The sequence below is a fragment of the Pseudoclavibacter sp. 13-3 genome (genome assembly GCF_021168475.1).
Taxonomy (GTDB): Bacteria; Actinomycetota; Actinomycetes; order Actinomycetales; family Microbacteriaceae; genus Pseudoclavibacter_A.
This window is the reverse complement of record NZ_JAJOZT010000001.1, coordinates 235,742-251,463: the sequence shown is the minus strand read 5'-3', so window position 1 is coordinate 251,463 and position 15,722 is coordinate 235,742. Positions and strand designations below refer to the sequence as shown.

At 67.6% G+C, this 15,722-nt stretch carries 15 protein-coding genes and 1 riboswitch; of the genes, 8 read left to right on the top strand and 7 right to left on the bottom strand.

Annotation, left to right across the window (positions count from 1 at the left end):
* The first annotated feature begins 96 nt into the window (after nucleotides 1–96).
* The 3 genes from LRX77_RS01210 to LRX77_RS01200 all read left to right on the top strand — a co-directional run bounded on the left by LRX77_RS01210 (nucleotide 97) and on the right by LRX77_RS01200 (nucleotide 5,023).
* Nucleotides 97–2,322, top strand: coding sequence for an NADP-dependent isocitrate dehydrogenase (locus LRX77_RS01210; protein ID WP_231831009.1), 2,226 nt, complete (start codon nucleotides 97–99; stop codon nucleotides 2,320–2,322).
* 394 nt (nucleotides 2,323–2,716) lie between these two features.
* Nucleotides 2,717–4,240: an acetaldehyde dehydrogenase ExaC gene (gene exaC / locus LRX77_RS01205; protein WP_231831008.1), complete on the top strand. Its 1,524-nt coding sequence runs from the start codon at nucleotides 2,717–2,719 to the stop codon at nucleotides 4,238–4,240.
* Nucleotides 4,241–4,477: 237 nt separating this feature from the next.
* On the top strand, nucleotides 4,478–5,023 hold the full coding sequence (locus LRX77_RS01200; protein ID WP_231831007.1) for a DUF779 domain-containing protein: 546 nt from the start codon (nucleotides 4,478–4,480) through the stop codon (nucleotides 5,021–5,023).
* Here LRX77_RS01200 and LRX77_RS01195 read toward each other — a convergent pair whose 3' ends face one another.
* Nucleotides 5,024–6,865 (bottom strand): sigma-54-dependent Fis family transcriptional regulator, encoded by a 1,842-nt coding sequence (locus LRX77_RS01195; RefSeq protein ID WP_231831006.1) that lies wholly within the window; start codon nucleotides 6,863–6,865, stop codon nucleotides 5,024–5,026.
* Between the two features lie 25 nt (nucleotides 6,866–6,890).
* A complete protein-coding gene (locus tag LRX77_RS01190) occupies nucleotides 6,891–7,694 on the bottom strand; it encodes an alpha/beta fold hydrolase (RefSeq protein WP_231831005.1) in 804 nt (267 codons plus the stop codon).
* Nucleotides 7,695–7,794: 100 nt separating this feature from the next.
* Between LRX77_RS01190 and LRX77_RS01185 the strand changes: the two genes are divergently transcribed.
* Nucleotides 7,795–7,998: a hypothetical protein gene (locus tag LRX77_RS01185; protein ID WP_231831004.1), complete on the top strand. Its 204-nt coding sequence runs from the start codon at nucleotides 7,795–7,797 to the stop codon at nucleotides 7,996–7,998.
* A 90-nt stretch (nucleotides 7,999–8,088) separates the two neighbouring features.
* Here the strand turns inward: LRX77_RS01185 and ybaK are convergent, their stop codons facing one another.
* Genes ybaK through thiE form a run of 3 tightly spaced genes read right to left on the bottom strand, consistent with a single transcriptional unit; the run spans nucleotide 8,089 to nucleotide 10,312 of the window.
* Nucleotides 8,089–8,604, bottom strand: coding sequence for a Cys-tRNA(Pro) deacylase (gene ybaK, locus LRX77_RS01180; RefSeq protein WP_231831002.1), 516 nt, complete (start codon nucleotides 8,602–8,604; stop codon nucleotides 8,089–8,091).
* A gap of 22 nt (nucleotides 8,605–8,626) precedes the next feature.
* Entirely contained in the window at nucleotides 8,627–9,526 is a 900-nt protein-coding gene (locus tag LRX77_RS01175) for a fructose bisphosphate aldolase (RefSeq protein WP_231831001.1), read from the bottom strand.
* 60 nt (nucleotides 9,527–9,586) lie between these two features.
* Nucleotides 9,587–10,312, bottom strand: a complete 726-nt coding sequence (gene thiE, locus LRX77_RS01170) for a thiamine phosphate synthase (protein ID WP_331716120.1) — start codon at nucleotides 10,310–10,312, stop codon at nucleotides 9,587–9,589.
* Nucleotides 10,313–10,471: 159 nt separating this feature from the next.
* On the opposite strand from thiE, the gene LRX77_RS01165 reads away from it, so the two are divergent.
* Genes LRX77_RS01165 through moeB form a run of 4 tightly spaced genes read left to right on the top strand, consistent with a single transcriptional unit; the run spans nucleotide 10,472 to nucleotide 13,956 of the window.
* Nucleotides 10,472–11,749, top strand: coding sequence for an FAD-dependent oxidoreductase (locus tag LRX77_RS01165; RefSeq protein ID WP_231831000.1), 1,278 nt, complete (start codon nucleotides 10,472–10,474; stop codon nucleotides 11,747–11,749).
* Nucleotides 11,746–11,982, top strand: a complete 237-nt coding sequence (thiS, locus tag LRX77_RS01160) for a sulfur carrier protein ThiS (protein ID WP_231830998.1) — start codon at nucleotides 11,746–11,748, stop codon at nucleotides 11,980–11,982. Before LRX77_RS01165 ends, thiS begins: the two co-directional genes overlap by 4 nt.
* Before the next feature lies 1 nt (nucleotide 11,983).
* Complete coding sequence (locus LRX77_RS01155) at nucleotides 11,984–12,769, top strand: thiazole synthase (protein ID WP_231830997.1); 786 nt, start codon at nucleotides 11,984–11,986, stop codon at nucleotides 12,767–12,769.
* The gene (moeB, locus tag LRX77_RS01150) at nucleotides 12,766–13,956 is read left to right on the top strand and encodes a molybdopterin-synthase adenylyltransferase MoeB (protein ID WP_231830996.1); all 1,191 of its coding nucleotides are present in this window, start codon (nucleotides 12,766–12,768) and stop codon (nucleotides 13,954–13,956) included. Before LRX77_RS01155 ends, moeB begins: the two co-directional genes overlap by 4 nt.
* A 15-nt stretch (nucleotides 13,957–13,971) precedes the next feature.
* Here moeB and thiD read toward each other — a convergent pair whose 3' ends face one another.
* Together thiD and LRX77_RS01140 are read right to left on the bottom strand one after the other, a co-directional pair.
* Complete coding sequence (thiD, locus tag LRX77_RS01145) at nucleotides 13,972–14,835, bottom strand: bifunctional hydroxymethylpyrimidine kinase/phosphomethylpyrimidine kinase (RefSeq protein WP_231830995.1); 864 nt, start codon at nucleotides 14,833–14,835, stop codon at nucleotides 13,972–13,974.
* A riboswitch (TPP riboswitch) is annotated at nucleotides 14,825–14,921 on the bottom strand. (Overlaps the previous gene by 11 nt.)
* 32 nt (nucleotides 14,922–14,953) lie before the next feature.
* Complete coding sequence (locus LRX77_RS01140; RefSeq protein ID WP_231830994.1) at nucleotides 14,954–15,667, bottom strand: DsbA family oxidoreductase; 714 nt, start codon at nucleotides 15,665–15,667, stop codon at nucleotides 14,954–14,956.
* Between the last annotated feature and the right edge of the window lie 55 nt (nucleotides 15,668–15,722).

Sequence of the window (15,722 nt, the reverse complement as noted above, 5' to 3'; positions counted from 1 at the left end):
CCTCATGGCATCCGGTATCGTGGGATGCGGAAGTTCCACGGGTCTTTCGCAGGGCGAAAGACCTCACCGAACCTGATCAAGGGAGACAGTTCATCCATGGCGAAGATCATCTATACGCACACCGACGAGGCTCCGCTGCTCGCCACGTATTCCTTCCTGCCGATTCTGCAGGCGTTCACCTCGACCGCCGACATCGACGTGCAGACGAAAGACATCTCGCTGGCCGGCCGTATTCTCGCAGCGTTCAGCGATCGCCTTCCTGCAGAGCAGCAGGTGGGCGACGCGCTGGCCGAGCTCGGTGCGCTGGCCAAGACGCCTGAGGCCAACATCCTGAAGCTGCCGAACATCTCGGCCTCGGTGCCTCAGCTCAAGGCCGCCGTCGCCGAGCTGCAGAACACGGGCTTCGACGTGCCCGACTATCCAGACGAACCGGCAGACGACGACGAGCGGGCCGTTCGCGCCGCCTACGACAAGATCAAGGGGTCGGCCGTCAACCCGGTGCTGCGCGAGGGCAACTCCGATCGTCGCGTGCCGGCCGCGGTCAAGAACTATGCGCGCAAGCACCCGCACTCGGTGGCCGAGTGGTCGCCCGAATCGAAGACGCGCGTGCTCACTCTGAGCGACCACGACTTTCGTCACAACGAGCAGTCGGTCGTGCTGTCGAAGGCGGACGACCTCACGGTGCGGCTCGTCGGCGACGACGGCACGGTCACAGTGCTCAAAGAATCGATCCCGGTTCTCGAGGGCGAGGTCTTCGACGGCACGTTCCTGAGTGCCAAGGCTCTGGACGAATTCCTGCGTCAGGCCATTCGGCAGACGAAGGATGCCGGCGTCATCTTCTCGGTGCACCTCAAGGCGACCATGATGAAGGTCTCCGACCCGGTCATCTTCGGTCACGTGGTGCGTGCGTTCTTTCCCGACCTGTTCGAGCAGTACGGCGACGCGCTCGAAGCTGCGGGAATCAGTGCGAACAACGGTCTCGGCGGCGTGATCGCCGGCATCGACTCGCTGCCCGAGAACATTCGCGAGGGCGTGCGTGAGGCCATCGAGGCCGGCTACCAGAACGGTCCGCGCCTCTCGGCGGTGAACTCCGACAAGGGCATTAGCAACCTGCATGTGCCGAGCGACGTCATCATCGACGCCTCGCTGCCGGCGCTGATCCGCAACGGCGGTCGTCTCTGGGACATGACCGGTGCCGAAGACGACACCTTCGCAGTCATCCCCGACAGCTCCTACGCCGGGGTCTACGAGGCCACCATCGAAGACGCCGTGCGCAACGGCAAGTTCGATCCCACCACGGTGGGCAGCGTTCCCAACGTCGGTCTCATGGCGAAGAAGGCCGAAGAATACGGCAGCCACGACAAGACCTTCGTGATCGAGCGCCCCGGCACCGTGCAGGTGCTCGACCAGGCCGGCGAGGTGCTCATCGAGCAGCACGTCGAGGCCGGCGACATCTGGCGCGGCGGCCAGGCCAAAGACGAATCGATTCGCGACTGGGTCAAACTCGCGGTCACCCGTGCCCGTCTCTCCGACACCCCGGTGGTGTTCTGGCTCGACGACAGCCGTGCCCACGATCGCAACCTCATCGCGAAGGTGAACGCCTCCCTCGCCGACCTCGACACCGACGGGCTCGACATCCGTGTGCTCTCGCCGATCGAGGCCACGAAGTTCACACTCAAGCGCTTCCGCGCCGGCGAAGACACCATCTCGGCCAGCGGCAACGTGCTGCGCGACTATCTGACCGATCTGTTCCCGATTCTCGAGGTCGGCACCAGCGCCAAGACCCTGTCTGTGGTTCCGCTGCTGGCCGGCGGCGGTCTGTTCGAGACCGGTTCGGGCGGCTCGGCGCCCAAGCACGTGCAGCAGTTCCTGGCCGAGAACCATCTGCGCTGGGACAGCCTCGGCGAGTACCTCGCCATCAGCGAGAGCCTGCGGTTCCACGCTCGCAAGACCGACAGTCCGCGAGCTGCGGTGCTGGGCGACGCTCTCGATCAGGCCACCGAACGCTACCTGAACGAAGATCGCTCTCCGTCGCGCAAGGTCGGCGAGATCGACGACCGCGGCAGCCACTACTACGTGGCTCGATTCTGGGCCGAGAACCTGGCGCAGCAGACAGCCGACGCCGAGCTCGCAGCACTCTTCGCGCCCGTCGCCGAGGCCCTGGTCGAAGGCGAGCAGCAGATCACCGGCGACCTGCTCGCAGTGCAGGGCAGCCCGGTCGACATCGGCGGCTACTATCGCCCTGACGACGCCCTCGCCTCGGCTGCGCTGCGCCCCTCCGTGGCGCTGAACGAGATCATCGACTCGATCGGCCGCGCCTGAACGGTGCAGCCTGCGGCGGCGAGCAGCCGACGCTGAGCACCTGATCCCACGAGACGCCGGCATCCACGTGCAGAACGCGGATGCCGGCGTTTCGCGTCTGCGCGGTTTGGGGCCTAGGGGGTCTCGGGGGCTGGGGCGGTCTCGGGGCTGGGGCGGTCGCTGTCGACGGTCGCTGCGCCGGCGATCCGGCTGATCGGTCGTTCACTCCGCCAAGTGTCGGCGAAAGGTTCCTGCGGGTGAACCGAAATGTGCCATTCTGACACGACCGCGTCCGACATCGTATACACAGGTTGTTTCCCCTTTCCGCACTGTCAGAATGAGTCATGTGCGGCCAAAGATGGCCGCGAGGCCGCCGGGTCAGAGAGATCCGGCGACGAGGCGAAGAAGGAGCATCATGACGATCTATGCAGCGCCCGGCAGCGAGGGCAGTCTGATCACGTTCCAGGAGCGGTACGACAACTTCATCGGCGGCGCCTGGGTGCCACCGGCAGACGGCGAGTACTTCGAGAACATCACTCCGGTCACCGGCAGGGTCTTCACCAAGGTGGCACGCGGCAAGGGCGCCGACATCGAGAAGGCACTCGATGCCGCTTGGAAGGCGTTCCCGAAGTGGAGCAGCCTCTCGGCCACCGAGCGCGCCGACATCCTCTGGAAGATCGGCGACCGCATTGACGCGAACCTCGAGAAGCTGGCCGTTGCCGAGACGTGGGACAACGGCAAGCCGGTGCGCGAGACCCTCGCCGCCGACATTCCGCTGGCAGCCGATCACTTCCGCTACTTCGCCGCTGCGATCCGTGCGCAGGAGACCAACACCAACGAGATCGACAGCGACATGGTGGCCTACCACTTCAAAGAGCCGCTGGGCGTCGTCGGCCAGATCATCCCCTGGAACTTCCCGATCCTGATGGCCGCGTGGAAGATCGCTCCCGCCCTGGCCGCCGGCAACACCATCGTCTTGAAGCCTGCAGAGTCGACTCCGGTGTCGCTGCTCGAGCTGATCAAGACGATTGAAGATCTGCTGCCCGCAGGCGTGCTGAACATCGTCAACGGCTTCGGCGCCGAGGCAGGTGCCGCCCTCACGTCGAGCAACCGCATCCGCAAGATCGCGTTCACCGGTTCGACGACCACCGGCCGGTTCATCGCGCAGCAGGCCGCGAACCTCATCATCCCGGCAACGCTGGAGCTCGGCGGCAAGAGCCCGAACGTCTTCTTCGAAGACGTCGCCGACAAGAAGGACGACTTCTACGACAAGGCGCTCGAGGGCTTCGCGCTCTTCCAGCTCAACCAGGGTGAGATCTGCACCTGCCCGTCGCGCGCGCTGATCCAGGAGTCGATCGCCGACACCTTCCTGCCAGATGCGGTCGCCCGCGTCGAGAGCTCGATCCAGGGCAACCCGCTCGACACCGCCACACAGGTCGGTGCGCAGGCCAGCGAGGCTCAGCTGAAGAAGATCCTCAGCTACCTCGAGATCGGCAAGCAGGAGGGCGCCGAGCTGCTCACCGGCGGCGAGCGCAACGTGCTCGACGGCGACCTCGCTGGCGGCTACTACATCAAGCCCACGATCTTCAAGGGCAACAACAAGCAGCGCATCTTCCAGGAAGAGATCTTCGGACCGGTCGTCTCGGTGACGACGTTCAAAGACTTCGACGAGGCGCTCGAGATCGCCAACGACACCCTCTACGGCCTCGGGTCGGGCGTGTGGAGCCGTAACGGCAACATCGCCTACAAAGCGGGACGCGGCATCCAAGCCGGTCGCGTCTGGACGAACACCTACCACAACTACCCGGCAGGTGCGGCGTTCGGCGGTTACAAGGAATCGGGCATCGGTCGCGAGACCCACAAGATGGTGCTCGATGCGTATCAGCAGGTCAAGAACCTGTTGGTGTCGTACAGCGAGAAGCCGCAGGGCTTCTTCTAAACCGACGCACACCACGTGTGATCTCGGTGCTCGCGGCGGCCGAGACCACGCGGGGGTGACTGCAGGCTGAGCCGCAGCTGTGCCGGCTCAGACACCGACATGACGGGGCGTGCCCGATCGTTCCGATTCGGAACGGCGGCTCGCCCCGTCATCGTCTTCGATGGCTGGCGCTCGACGTGAGCGTGCGCCACGATGGAAGCACAGGCATCTTCGATGCCCTCGACGAAGGAGTCAATCATGAGCGCACACGCTGAGCCAGTCGACGGCACGCCAGCCGCTCTGCTCGAACAGGCGCTGCATTCGCGAGTCGTGATCACGACTGCGGCTGCGGCGGTGCTGCACACCATCCGTGAGAAGCACGGCGACGTGATCTTTCATCAGTCCGGCGGCTGCTGCGAGGGGTCGGGGCCGGCCTGCTTCAGAGTGGGCAGCTACATCGTCTCACCCCTTGACCGGCTGCTGGGCTTCGTTCGCGACGGCAGCAGCGCAGATGCCTTGGGCACGCCAGTCTGGATCTCTGGCACCCAGTTCTCGGCGTGGGAGCACACGCAAGTCGTGATCGACGTGGCCGAAGGAGTGGGCCTGGGAGGATTCTCACTCGAAGGCCCAGAAGGCTATGTGTTTCTGTCGCGCGGTCGTCTCTTCAGCCCCGAAGAGGCCGCCCGACTGGCACCGGCTCCGACGAAGGCCGAGGTCGACGCCGGAGCGGTCATGCCGGCCGCGCTGCCGCCGGTCGACCTTGAGGGCGAGTTCGGCTCGGTCTGCCAGCTGCCGACGTTCTGATCAGATGTCTTCGAGACCGTAGGCACGCATCTTGCGGTAGAGCGACGACCGCGAGATTCCGAGCGCCTGTGCCGTCGCCGACTTGTTGCGGTTGCACTCGTAGAGGTTCTGCACGATGGCATCCCGCTCGATCGCCTCCATGGCGGTGAGCACCATGAGGTCGCTGAGACTGGCGAAACGCGGAATGTCACTGCGCTGCACGGTCTGACCCGGCTCGAGGCTCGAGACCAGCGTCGCGAGCACGTCGTGCAGCTGCTTGAGGTTGCCCGGCCAGCTGGACTGGGTCAGCGCGGCCATGGCGTCGTCAGCGACGTGCAGCGGCTGCTCGTGGCCGGCGAGCACCTGCAGAAACTGCTCGACGATGCCAGAGATGTCGTCTGGTCGATGACGCAGCGCGGGAATCAGCGTGGTGTGCTGAAAGAACGGGAGCAGCTGGGCCGAGGGCATGCGGTCGCTCATGTGCGAGGGGTTGTAGGTCGCGGCGACGAGCACGTCTGCCGATCGGGTGATCAGGAATTGGGCCAGCGGCTCGATGGTCTCTGCCGGCAGCGAGTGAATGTTGCGCAGGATCAGCAGGTCTGGGCGCCCGGCGAGCAGCTGGGCGAAGCCGCGGCCGCGACGAACGCGACGGTACAGGTCTTCGGGCTCGACGACGGTGCTGCGTCCGTCTGGCTTGAGCTGGTGGAAGATCTCGTCGACGGCTGAGGTCTTGCCCGTGCCGGTCTCGCCGACCGCGAGCACCGACTCGCGACGACGCAGGGCCGCACCCAGATCGGTGCGCGTCTGCAGCCACAGAGGAGACTTCCCCGAGAGCAGCTGCACATCGGCGAAGCGCCGATAGTTCTCGCCGAGGCGCATCGTGCTGCTCGTGCCGGCATGCCCGATGATGCCGAGTGACCGGCTGGTGCCGATGAATTCGAGCTCGAGCACCAGACCGTCTTGGGTCAGCCCAGAAGACATCAGCAGCGTGGGCTTCATCACGCACTCGGCGCCGGTGTGCAGCCGCACCTGTCGACGGTCGGCGCTGTGCTGGGTGATCATGCGCTGCGCGGTGCGCTGCAGCATGGCCCGGTCTTCGACGTCGAGCGTGAGGGTCGCCCACGTATTGCAGATCTCGAAGCCGTCGGCGTAGGCGAGCACCGGCCCGGTGGCCAGCGCGTCACGGTCGCTGAACAGGCGCAGCAGGGGCTGACGTTCGCTGGTCGTCTCGTCGAGCAGCCGATGCTCGATGCGCCGCTTCGCGATGCTGAGTGCGTGTCGCATCAGTTTGGTCGCCAGTTCGTCTTGGGTGGCCTTGGTGGTCATCTCGACGACACCGATGAGCTGACCGCTGATCGGGTGGCGCAGCGGCAGCCCGACACAGGCGTACTGCTGGAATGCATCGTTGAAGTGCTCGGCGCCGATCACCGCGGTGGGCCGGCCGGTCGCGAGGGTGGTGCCGATGCCGTTCGTGCCGACCGAGGCCTCGGCGAACGAGTAGCCGGGCAGCATGTTGATCTGGCTGAGCGAGTCGCGACCAGAGATGTCGCAGAACGCCGCTGAGACGATGTTGCCGGTGGTGTCGGCGACGACGACGCCGGCGCTCACCTCGCTCAGGTCGCCGGCCAGCGTCTGCAGGGCCTCGGTCGAGTGCCGCGCCAGCGGCGTCTGAGCGACGCTGCTGATCGGCGAGATCGGCTGCAGATCATGCGCCGGCACCTCGGCCTCGCGGCAGCGTCTCCAGGAGTCGGCGATCTCGGGTCGCAGCAGGCTGTCGTCGATGGCACCCGAGTCGATCAGCCGCCGGCGCGCTTGAACGGCTCCATGGGGGGTCAGTGGCGCAAGAGACGATGAGACGGACACGGGTGCAGTCTATGCGATGCCGCACTCACCGAGCGAGGAAATCGGCGGTCGCCTGGCACGCTGTCGGCGAACGCAGAATTCCGCTGTGGGTGACACCGGGCAGCAGACGGATGCGGGCGTGCGGCAGGTGTGCGGCGGCCAGCCTGGCAGCCCGCTCGCGTTCGGCATCCGCACACCCGGCCAGCAGCAGCGTCGGCATGCGCATCTCGGAGAGCGCGCCGGTCGGCACGCCGCGATCCTGGTCGGCTGCCGTCATGTATGCGGCGAGGGCGAGAGGATCGTTCGCCTGCATGGCCATGGCCGTCGACGCTGAGAGGGGGCGGCCGAGGTGCCGTTCCCAACGCTCGACGAAGAGCTTCATGGAGCCCTGTCGCAGCGTCTCGATGATGCCGGGAAAGAAGACCCGGTCGAAGGCGCCGGGGGAGTTCTGGGGCGAGCCGGCGACACTCACCATCGCCGAGACCCGGGCAGGATGGTCGGCCGCGAGCGAGAACATGATGCGACCGCCGAGGGAATAGCCGACGACCGCGGCTCGTGAGACCTGTGCCGCATCCAGCACGTCGCAGACGTCGGCGACGAAGCGATTCATGCCGTAGGCGGCCGCCTCGTGCGGTCGGCCGCTGCGGCCGTGCCCGCGGAGGTCCATGGTGAGCACCTCGCGAGCGGGAAGCAGCGGATCGATCCAGCCCATGCCACGCCAGATCGACTGCGAGAGTGCAGTGCCGTGCAGCATGATCACCGGATCGAGTGCGGTCTGCGTCGTGGCGGCGAAGCGGCGGCAGCGCAGCTCGACGCCGTCGAGCGACGAGTGCACGGTGAACGACTGCATGTGTGGAGAGTACCTCATGCGCTGATTCGCCTTCGGCCCGACAGATATATCATCGCGTGGTTCTGAACCGTGTGTCAGGCGCCCGGCCTAGACTGCAGGCATGAGCACGAACCGAGAGAAAGACCCGGGGCGCAAGGCCCGGAAGGAAGCTGGGCTCGATGCTGATCTCGAACAGATCTGGCAGGATGAGTCCCCGATGACTGCGCAGAGCACAGACTTCGCCGACCAGGTCGACGGAGAGCTCGGCACGCGCCGTCGCGCCGGATCGACGCAGGGCGATTCGGCTGCCGTCTCTGAGAGCTGACCTGAGCTCTCGCCCCGGTGGCGGTGTCATGCAGAGGTGACGCCGTCACCGCTCCTCGTTGTCAGGCGCCGTGCGACCTGCGAGACGAGGTCAGTCGCGTTTGGCGATCGCAGCATATCGGGCCCCGGCAACCGCGCAGAGGTCGTCGGGCTTCAGCTCGACGTCGAGCCCGCGCTGGCCGCCTGAGACCAGCATGGTCTCGATGCTGCGGGCACCCTCGTCGACGAAGATGGGCAGGCGGCTCTTCTGGCCCAAGGGGCTGATGCCGCCGACCACATAGCCCGTGCGGCGCTGCGCCAACTGCGGATCGGCCATGTGGCAGCGTTTGACGCCCAGAGCGTGCGCCATGGCTTTGAGATCGAGACGGGCGTCCAGACTCACGACGCCGACGGCGAGATCCTGGCTGCGAGATGTGGCGCCGTCGACCTCGACGACCAAGGTCTTGAAGATGCGGTCGGCCGGGAGGTCGAGCTTTGCGACGGCCTCGTCGCCGAAGTGGTGGTCGTCGGAGTCATGCTCGAAGCCGTGCAGCCGGTAGTCCACGCCGGCACGGTCGAGGGCACGGGTCGCCGGCGTGGCCGACCCATGCCCTCTGCTCGCTGCCATCAGTGGTGATCTCTTGTGCTGCTCAGCCGGCGATCGACGCCTGGTAGATGCTCTCGATGGCGGCGTCGAGCGTCTGGTTGAACTCGTCGTCGCTCTGCTGGGCCGTGAGGCCCTGCGTGAGGGCGCGGCTGAAGCTCGCGATGACGCCCGGGTTCTTGGCCAGCAGCGCGTTGGCCTCGTCGCGGCTGTAGCCGCCGGAGAGCGCGACGACGCGCACGACGCGGTCGTGCTCGACGAGCGGGGAGTAGAAGCCGGCCTCAGACGGCAGTGAGAGCTTCAGCGTCACGTTGCGTGCCTCGGGCAGCGCATCAAGATGCTGCAGAAGCTGATCGCGCAGAATCGCCTCGGAATCGGCCTTGTCCGCTGCGGTGATGTCGACTTCGGGCTCGATGATCGGAACGAGCCCGGCGTCGAGCACCTGATCGGCCAGCTCGAACTGCTGGTCGACGACCGCGACGATGCCCGCCTCGTTGGCCTGCTTGATGAGCGAGCGCTCTTTCGTGCCGAAGACCTCGTTCGCGTTCGCCTTGTCGAGCTGCTGCTGCAGCGTCGGGATCGGCTTGAGCACCTGCACGCCGTCTTTGAGATCGGCGAGCCCCTTGTCGATCTTCAGGAACGGCACGATGCCGAGCTCGTTCCACAGGTACTTCGCGCTCGGAGCGCCGTTGATCTCACGATCGACGGTCTGCTCGAACAGAATCGCGCCGAGCACGCGCTGGCTGGTGAAGGCCGGGCTAGTGATGATCCGGGTGCGCAGCTCGTGAATGAGATCGAACATCTCGGTCTCATTGCCGTACTGAGATTCGTCCACGCCGTAGAGACGCAGCGCCTTGGGCGTGCTGCCCCCGGACTGATCGAGCGCGGCCAGGAAGCCGGCGCCGGTCGAGAACCGCTCGTACTGGGCATCGAACACTGATGACATGGTCACCGCTTTCTTTGTTTGGTCAGCAGGGTGCCGTCGCGCGACACGACGATCATTATCTCACGCCGTCACGGGCTCGGGCAGCCGAGGCAGCGCGGTTCGCAGCTCGCGAGCAGCGGCCTCGGGGTCGTCCGCCTGCGTGATCGCACGGACGACCACGATGCGCTGCGCGCCGGCGTCGAGCACCTGTTCAAGGGTCTCGGCGTTCACGCCGCCGATGGCGAACCAGGGCTTTGCATCGCCACGGCCCTGAGCGCGCACCTGCCGCACGGCGTCGAGGGTCACCGGAGCACGACCGGGCTTCGTGGGCGTGCGCCAGACCGGCCCGATGCAGTAGTAGTCTGCATCGCCCAGGCGAGCCTGCTCAGCCTGCACCCGCGAATGCGTCGACAGTCCGACGAGCGTGTCGCCGGGCAGCAGTGAGCGGGCGTCGGCGATGCTCAGGTCGCGCTGCCCCACATGCAGGATGTCGGCGCCGGCCAGCGTGGCCACGTCGGCTCGATCGTTGGCGGCGAAGAGCCGCCCGTGTCGGCGCGCCGCAGCCGCCAACAGCTCGAAGTACTCGAGCTCGTCACCGGCATCGAGATGCTTGTCGCGCAGCTGGATGACGTCGACGCCGCCGCGGTAGGCCGCGTCGACGAACTCGTCGAAGTCTCCGGTGCCCAGTCTGGCGTCGGTGCACAGATACAGCTGCGCCTGATGCAGCATGCTCAGTCGCCATTCGCGGCTGCGTGGCGAGGTGTTCGGGTCGGTGGCGCCCTGAGCGCGCTGAGACGTGACGGTCATGTTTCCAGTGTACGAACCGGGCGCTACAATTGCCGCAGATGAGCACGGGAGCCGAGACCTCGGCTGAGAGTGCACCCGATCCTGCAGACCGATGAGGTCGGCGATCGCGTGCAGACCGTCGACCTGATCCGGGTCATGCCGGCGTAGGAAGCGAGCAGAATGAACAAGCATGTCATCGTCATCGGTGCCGGCGTCGTCGGCCTGGCCACCGCCTGGCGGCTGCATCAGCGCGGTCACGCGGTGACGATCGTCGATCCGGCTCCGGCCTCAGGTGCGAGCCATGCGGCGGCCGGAATGCTCGCCGCGGTCAGCGAGTACGCCTTCGAAGAAGAGAGTCTGCTCGCGCTCTCCGTGCCCGCCGCCCGGCTCTACCCGCAGATCGTCGCCGAGCTCCAGCAGGCGACCGTTGTCGGCACCGGCTACCGGTCGACGCCGACCATCGTCGCCACGGCCGATGCGGCCGACCGTGCGCTGCTGCGGAGCCTGCGCGCCCAACAGCTCGAGCTGGGACTCGACGTGCAAGACCTGACCTCGCGAGAGGCACGAGCTCTCGAGCCGATGCTCGGCCCGGGCATCAGCGGCGCATTCCTGGCCCGCGACGATCATCAGATCACCCCGCGTCGCCTCGCCGGGGCCTACATGTCGGCCCTCGAAGTGTGCGACGACGTGCACGTGGTGCCAGAACGTGCCGTGGAGCTGGTCTGGCGCGACGACCGGGTGGTCGGCGTTCGCCTGCAGCCCAGCGAGCGTCGCGAGGGGCCGGTCACGCACCGGTTCGACGAAGAGCTCGCCTGGCCGTCGAACGAGGTCGTGGCCGACGTGCCGCCGGCGAACCCAGACCCGACCGCCGCTGCTCAGCAGACGATCGAGGCAGACGAAGTCGTGGTGGCCAACGGGCTGGCCAGCCCGGCGCTCGACGGGCTGCCGAGGGGTCTGGTCTGGCCGATCCGTCCGGTGCACGGCGACGTGCTGCGGCTGCGCACGCCGGAACGGCTGCGACCGCTCACGACTCACACGATCCGCGGTCTCGTCCACGGCCGAAGCGTCTACATCGTGCCGCGCGAAGACGGCACGATCGTGATCGGGGCGACTGAGCGCGAAGACGCCCGCGATGCCGTGCTCGCCGGCAGTGTGCTGCAGCTGCTGCGCGACGCCCACGAGCTGCTGCCGGCAGTCGACGATCTCGAACTCATCGAGGCCACCGCCCGTGCCCGGCCGGGCACTCCCGACAACGCGCCTCTGCTCGGCCGGGTCGCCGCCGGTCTGCTCGCCAACACCGGCACTCATCGCCACGGCATCCTGCTCAGCGCGCAGAACGCCGTCGTGATCGCCGATCTCGTCGACGGCACGACCGCACCCTCCGACTGGCAGGCATTCGATCCCTGGCGCTTCTCGTCGGGCGACCGACCAGAGATCTCGACGGGAGCATCCGCATGACACAGATCATTCTGAACGGCGAGGCGGTCGAGACCGAGGCCGACACGGTGCTCGCCCTCGTGGCCGAGCACACCTGCACCCCGCTCGCAGCCGACGGCCGCCCGTCCGACGGCTCTCGACTGGGCATCGCGGTGGCCGTCGACGAGGCGATCGTGCCGCGCGGCCGGTGGGCGCAGACGGTGCTCGCGCCGCAGGCCCGCATCGAACTCGTGACCGCGAAACAAGGAGGCTGAGATGGCTGACCACAACGACGACGATCTCTTCGAGGTGGCGGGGCGCGCATACCGATCGCGCCTCATCATGGGCACCGGCGGTGCACCGAGCCTCGACGGACTGGAGCAGGCGCTGCTGGCCAGCGGCACCGAGCTGACCACGGTCGCGATGCGGCGGCACACGCCCTCGGCGGGCCCGAGCCTGTTCGACATCCTGCGACGCAACGACATCGAGGTGCTGCCCAACACGGCCGGCTGCTTCACCGCCCGTGAAGCCGTGCTCACCGCACAGCTCGCCCGCGAGGCGCTCGAGACGAACCTGGTGAAGCTCGAGGTCATCGCCGACGATCAGACGCTGCTGCCCGACGGCCTCGAACTCGTCGATGCGACCGAGCAGCTGGTCAACGACGGGTTCGACGTGATGGTCTACACGAACGACGACCCCATTCTGGCGCGTCACCTGGAGCAGGCCGGCGCGGCGGCGATCATGCCGCTGGGCGCCCCGATCGGCACGGGGCTGGGCATTCTGAACCCGCACAACATCGCGGCGATCACCGCAAACGCCGGCGTGCCGGTGGTGCTGGACGCCGGCGTGGGCACGGCCAGCGACGCGGCGCTCGCCATGGAGCTCGGCTGCGACGCGGTGCTGCTGGCCACGGCGGTGACTCGCGCAGAGCACCCGGCGATCATGGCGCGCGCGTTCCGACACGCCGTCGAGGCCGGGCGGCTCGCGGCTCGCGGCGGGCGCATCCCCAAGCGGGCGGATGCGCTGGCGTCGTCGCCGGTGGAGGGACGGCCCGACCTGTGAGGGGCCTTGGCCACGCCGGATCGTTCGTCGAGCGGCTGCAGCCCCTCGACCGCCTGGCGCCGCTCAGCGACGAGGAGCGGCGACGCTACTCCCGCCAGCTCATCCTGCCCGGCGCGGGAGAGGCGGCGCAGCGTCGGCTCAAGGCCGCACGCGTGCTGGTGATCGGTGCCGGCGGGCTGGGATCGCCGGTGCTGGAGTATCTCGCCGCAGCCGGTGTCGGCACGCTGGGCATCGTCGACGACGACCGGGTCGACGAATCGAATCTGCAGCGACAGGTGATCCACGGCGTCGACCGCATCGGCGAGCTCAAGGTGACCTCGGCGGCGCAGACCGTGGCCCGGATCAATCCGCTGGTGACCGTCGAGGCGCACGCCGTTCGACTCGATCGCGACAACGCGCTGGGGCTGTTCACCGAGTACGACCTGGTCGTCGACGGCGCCGACAACTTCGCCACGCGCTATCTCGTGGCCGACGCGGCAGAGATCACCGGGCGCGCGGTCGTCTGGGGATCGATTCTGCGCTACGAGGGGCAGGTCAGCGTCTTCGGCATCGGCGCCGGCTATCGCGACCTGTTCCCAGAGCCGCCTGAACCGGGTGCGGTGCCCTCCTGCGCCGAAGGAGGCGTGTTCGGTGTGCTGCCAGGCATGATCGGAACGATGATGGCCGGTGAGGCGATCAAACTCATCACCGGCATCGGCGCCCCGCTGATCGACCGCGTGCAGGTGCTCGACGCGGCCGCGGGCCGGTGGCGCGAGCTGCGGCTGGCCGCCGATCCCGATCGTGCCAGAACGCGTGAGCTCGAACCCGACTACGTCGAGCTCTGCGGCACGCCCGGCGCTGCACGGGGCACCAGCGTGACGGTTCAGCAGCTGCAGTCGCTGCTGCAGCGTCGAGCTGCCGGCGAGCTCGACTTCGAACTCGTCGACGTGCGGGAGCCGGATGAGTTCGACCTGGTGCACATTCCGGGTGCACGGCTGCTGCCGCTTGACCGTCTGCAGAGCGAGGTGCGCGGGCACGCCTTCGAGGTGCCCGACGATCGCGACGTGATCCTGGTCTGCAAGACCGGTGCCCGCTCGACTCGGGCGTTAGAGATGCTGCGTGACTCCGGCCGCACCAACGTGCGGCAGGTCGTCGGCGGCACGATGGGCTGGGTGCAGACGGTCGACCCGTCGCTGCCACGCTATTGAGCCGCGGCAGGGGCCTCAGCGCAGATCGACGAAGTGATCGACCGGGCCATGCCCCTGACCGACGTGCAGCGCGTCGGCGCCCCGCAGCGCACGGGTGAGCCAGCCCTTGACCGTGGTCAGCGCCGTGGGCCAGTCATCGCCTGCCGCGAGGCGAGTCGCCATCGCCGACGAGAGCGTGCAGCCGGTGCCGTGCGTGCAGGTCGTGTCGACGCGTGGCGCATCGGCCTCGAAGATGCCCCCGGGCACAGGTGACGCCGCGGCGCTGGAACGGGCGTCGACGAGCGCGTCGTGCACCCGATCGCCGACGAGGTGACCGCCTTTGACGAGCACGACGGTCTCGCAGCGGGCGCTCACCAGACGGGCCTGCGCCACAGCATCCGCCCAGGTCTGGGCCTCGGGCTCGTCTGCGAGCACCGCGAGCTCGGGCACGTTGGGGGTGATCAGGTCGGCGCTGTGGCAGAGATCGCGCACAGCCTCCTCGGCATCCTCGGCGAGCAGGCGGTCGCCGCTGGTCGCGACCATCACCGGATCGAGCACCACGATCGGCGGGCGCACCTCGTCGAGCCAGGCCCTGACGGTCGCGACAGTGGCGGCGTCGGCGAGCATGCCGATCTTCACACCGTCGATCTGCACGTCGTCAGACACCGCATCGAGCTGCTCGCGCAGAAACGAGACCGGCGGAAGGTGCACCGAGCGCACTCTCCGCGTGTTCTGCGCGACGAGCGCGGTGACGACCGCCATGGCATAGCCGCCCATCGCCGAGATCGATTTCAGATCGGCCTGCACACCGGCGCCACCGGTGGGGTCGGTGCCGGCGATGCTGAGAACGCGAGGCACACCCGCGTGCTCGAGGCGTGCTGCGGCGTGGTTGACGGTCATCTGACGATCCCTTCGCTCGTGCTGACGAGAGCAGGTTCGACGGGTCTCTTCTCAGCCCTCGGTCGAGGGCACCCCGTGTCACACGCCCAGAGTATACGCTTGACCGGAACGCTGCGGATCAGTTGGCGTCGGCGGCGACCCGCGTCTGCACTTCGTGCAGCACCTCGAGCAGCGCCTCGACCGGCTGCGCGCCAGAGACGCCGTAGCGGTCGTTGCACAAGAAGAACGGCACTGACGAGATGCCGAGTTCAGCGGCCCGGCGTTCGTCGGCCTGCACCTCTCCGGTGTGCGAGCGGGTGGTCAGCTCCCGGCTGATCGATGCGACGTCGAGACCCTGCTCGCCGGCGATCTGTTCGAGCGTCTCGAGACGCCCGATGTGACGCCCCGCGCTGAAATGCGCGTGAAAGAGCGCGAGTGCTATCTCGCGTTCCCGATGATCGACGCGGGCCGCGTGCAGCAGCTCGTGAGCGAGCCCGGTGTTCGACTGCTGCAGACGGTCGAAGCGGAAGTCGAGACCGGCGTCAGCGGCGACCGCGGCGACCCGATCGAGCTCGGTCGCGGCGTGCTCTACCGTGATGCCCTTGACGTCGGCGAGATGCTGCGCCTCGGTTCGGGTGTCGTCGTCATCGGCATTCGGATTGAGCTCGTAGCTGCGCAGGCCGAGCAGCACGTGGCTCTCTGGTCGCTCGTCGCTGAAGCGCTGCACGGCGGCGAGCAGGTTGCTCAGCCCGATGTAGCTCCAGGGGCAGACGAGGTCGACCCAGGCCTCGACGCGCAGTGCAGGCGCTTCGTCTGACGGCGACTGCCGGGTGGGCGTGGGGGAGTCTGACATGTTCGGTCTCTCATCCGTCTGAAAGGGGCGACTTCATGCTAGACGCTCATCGGGG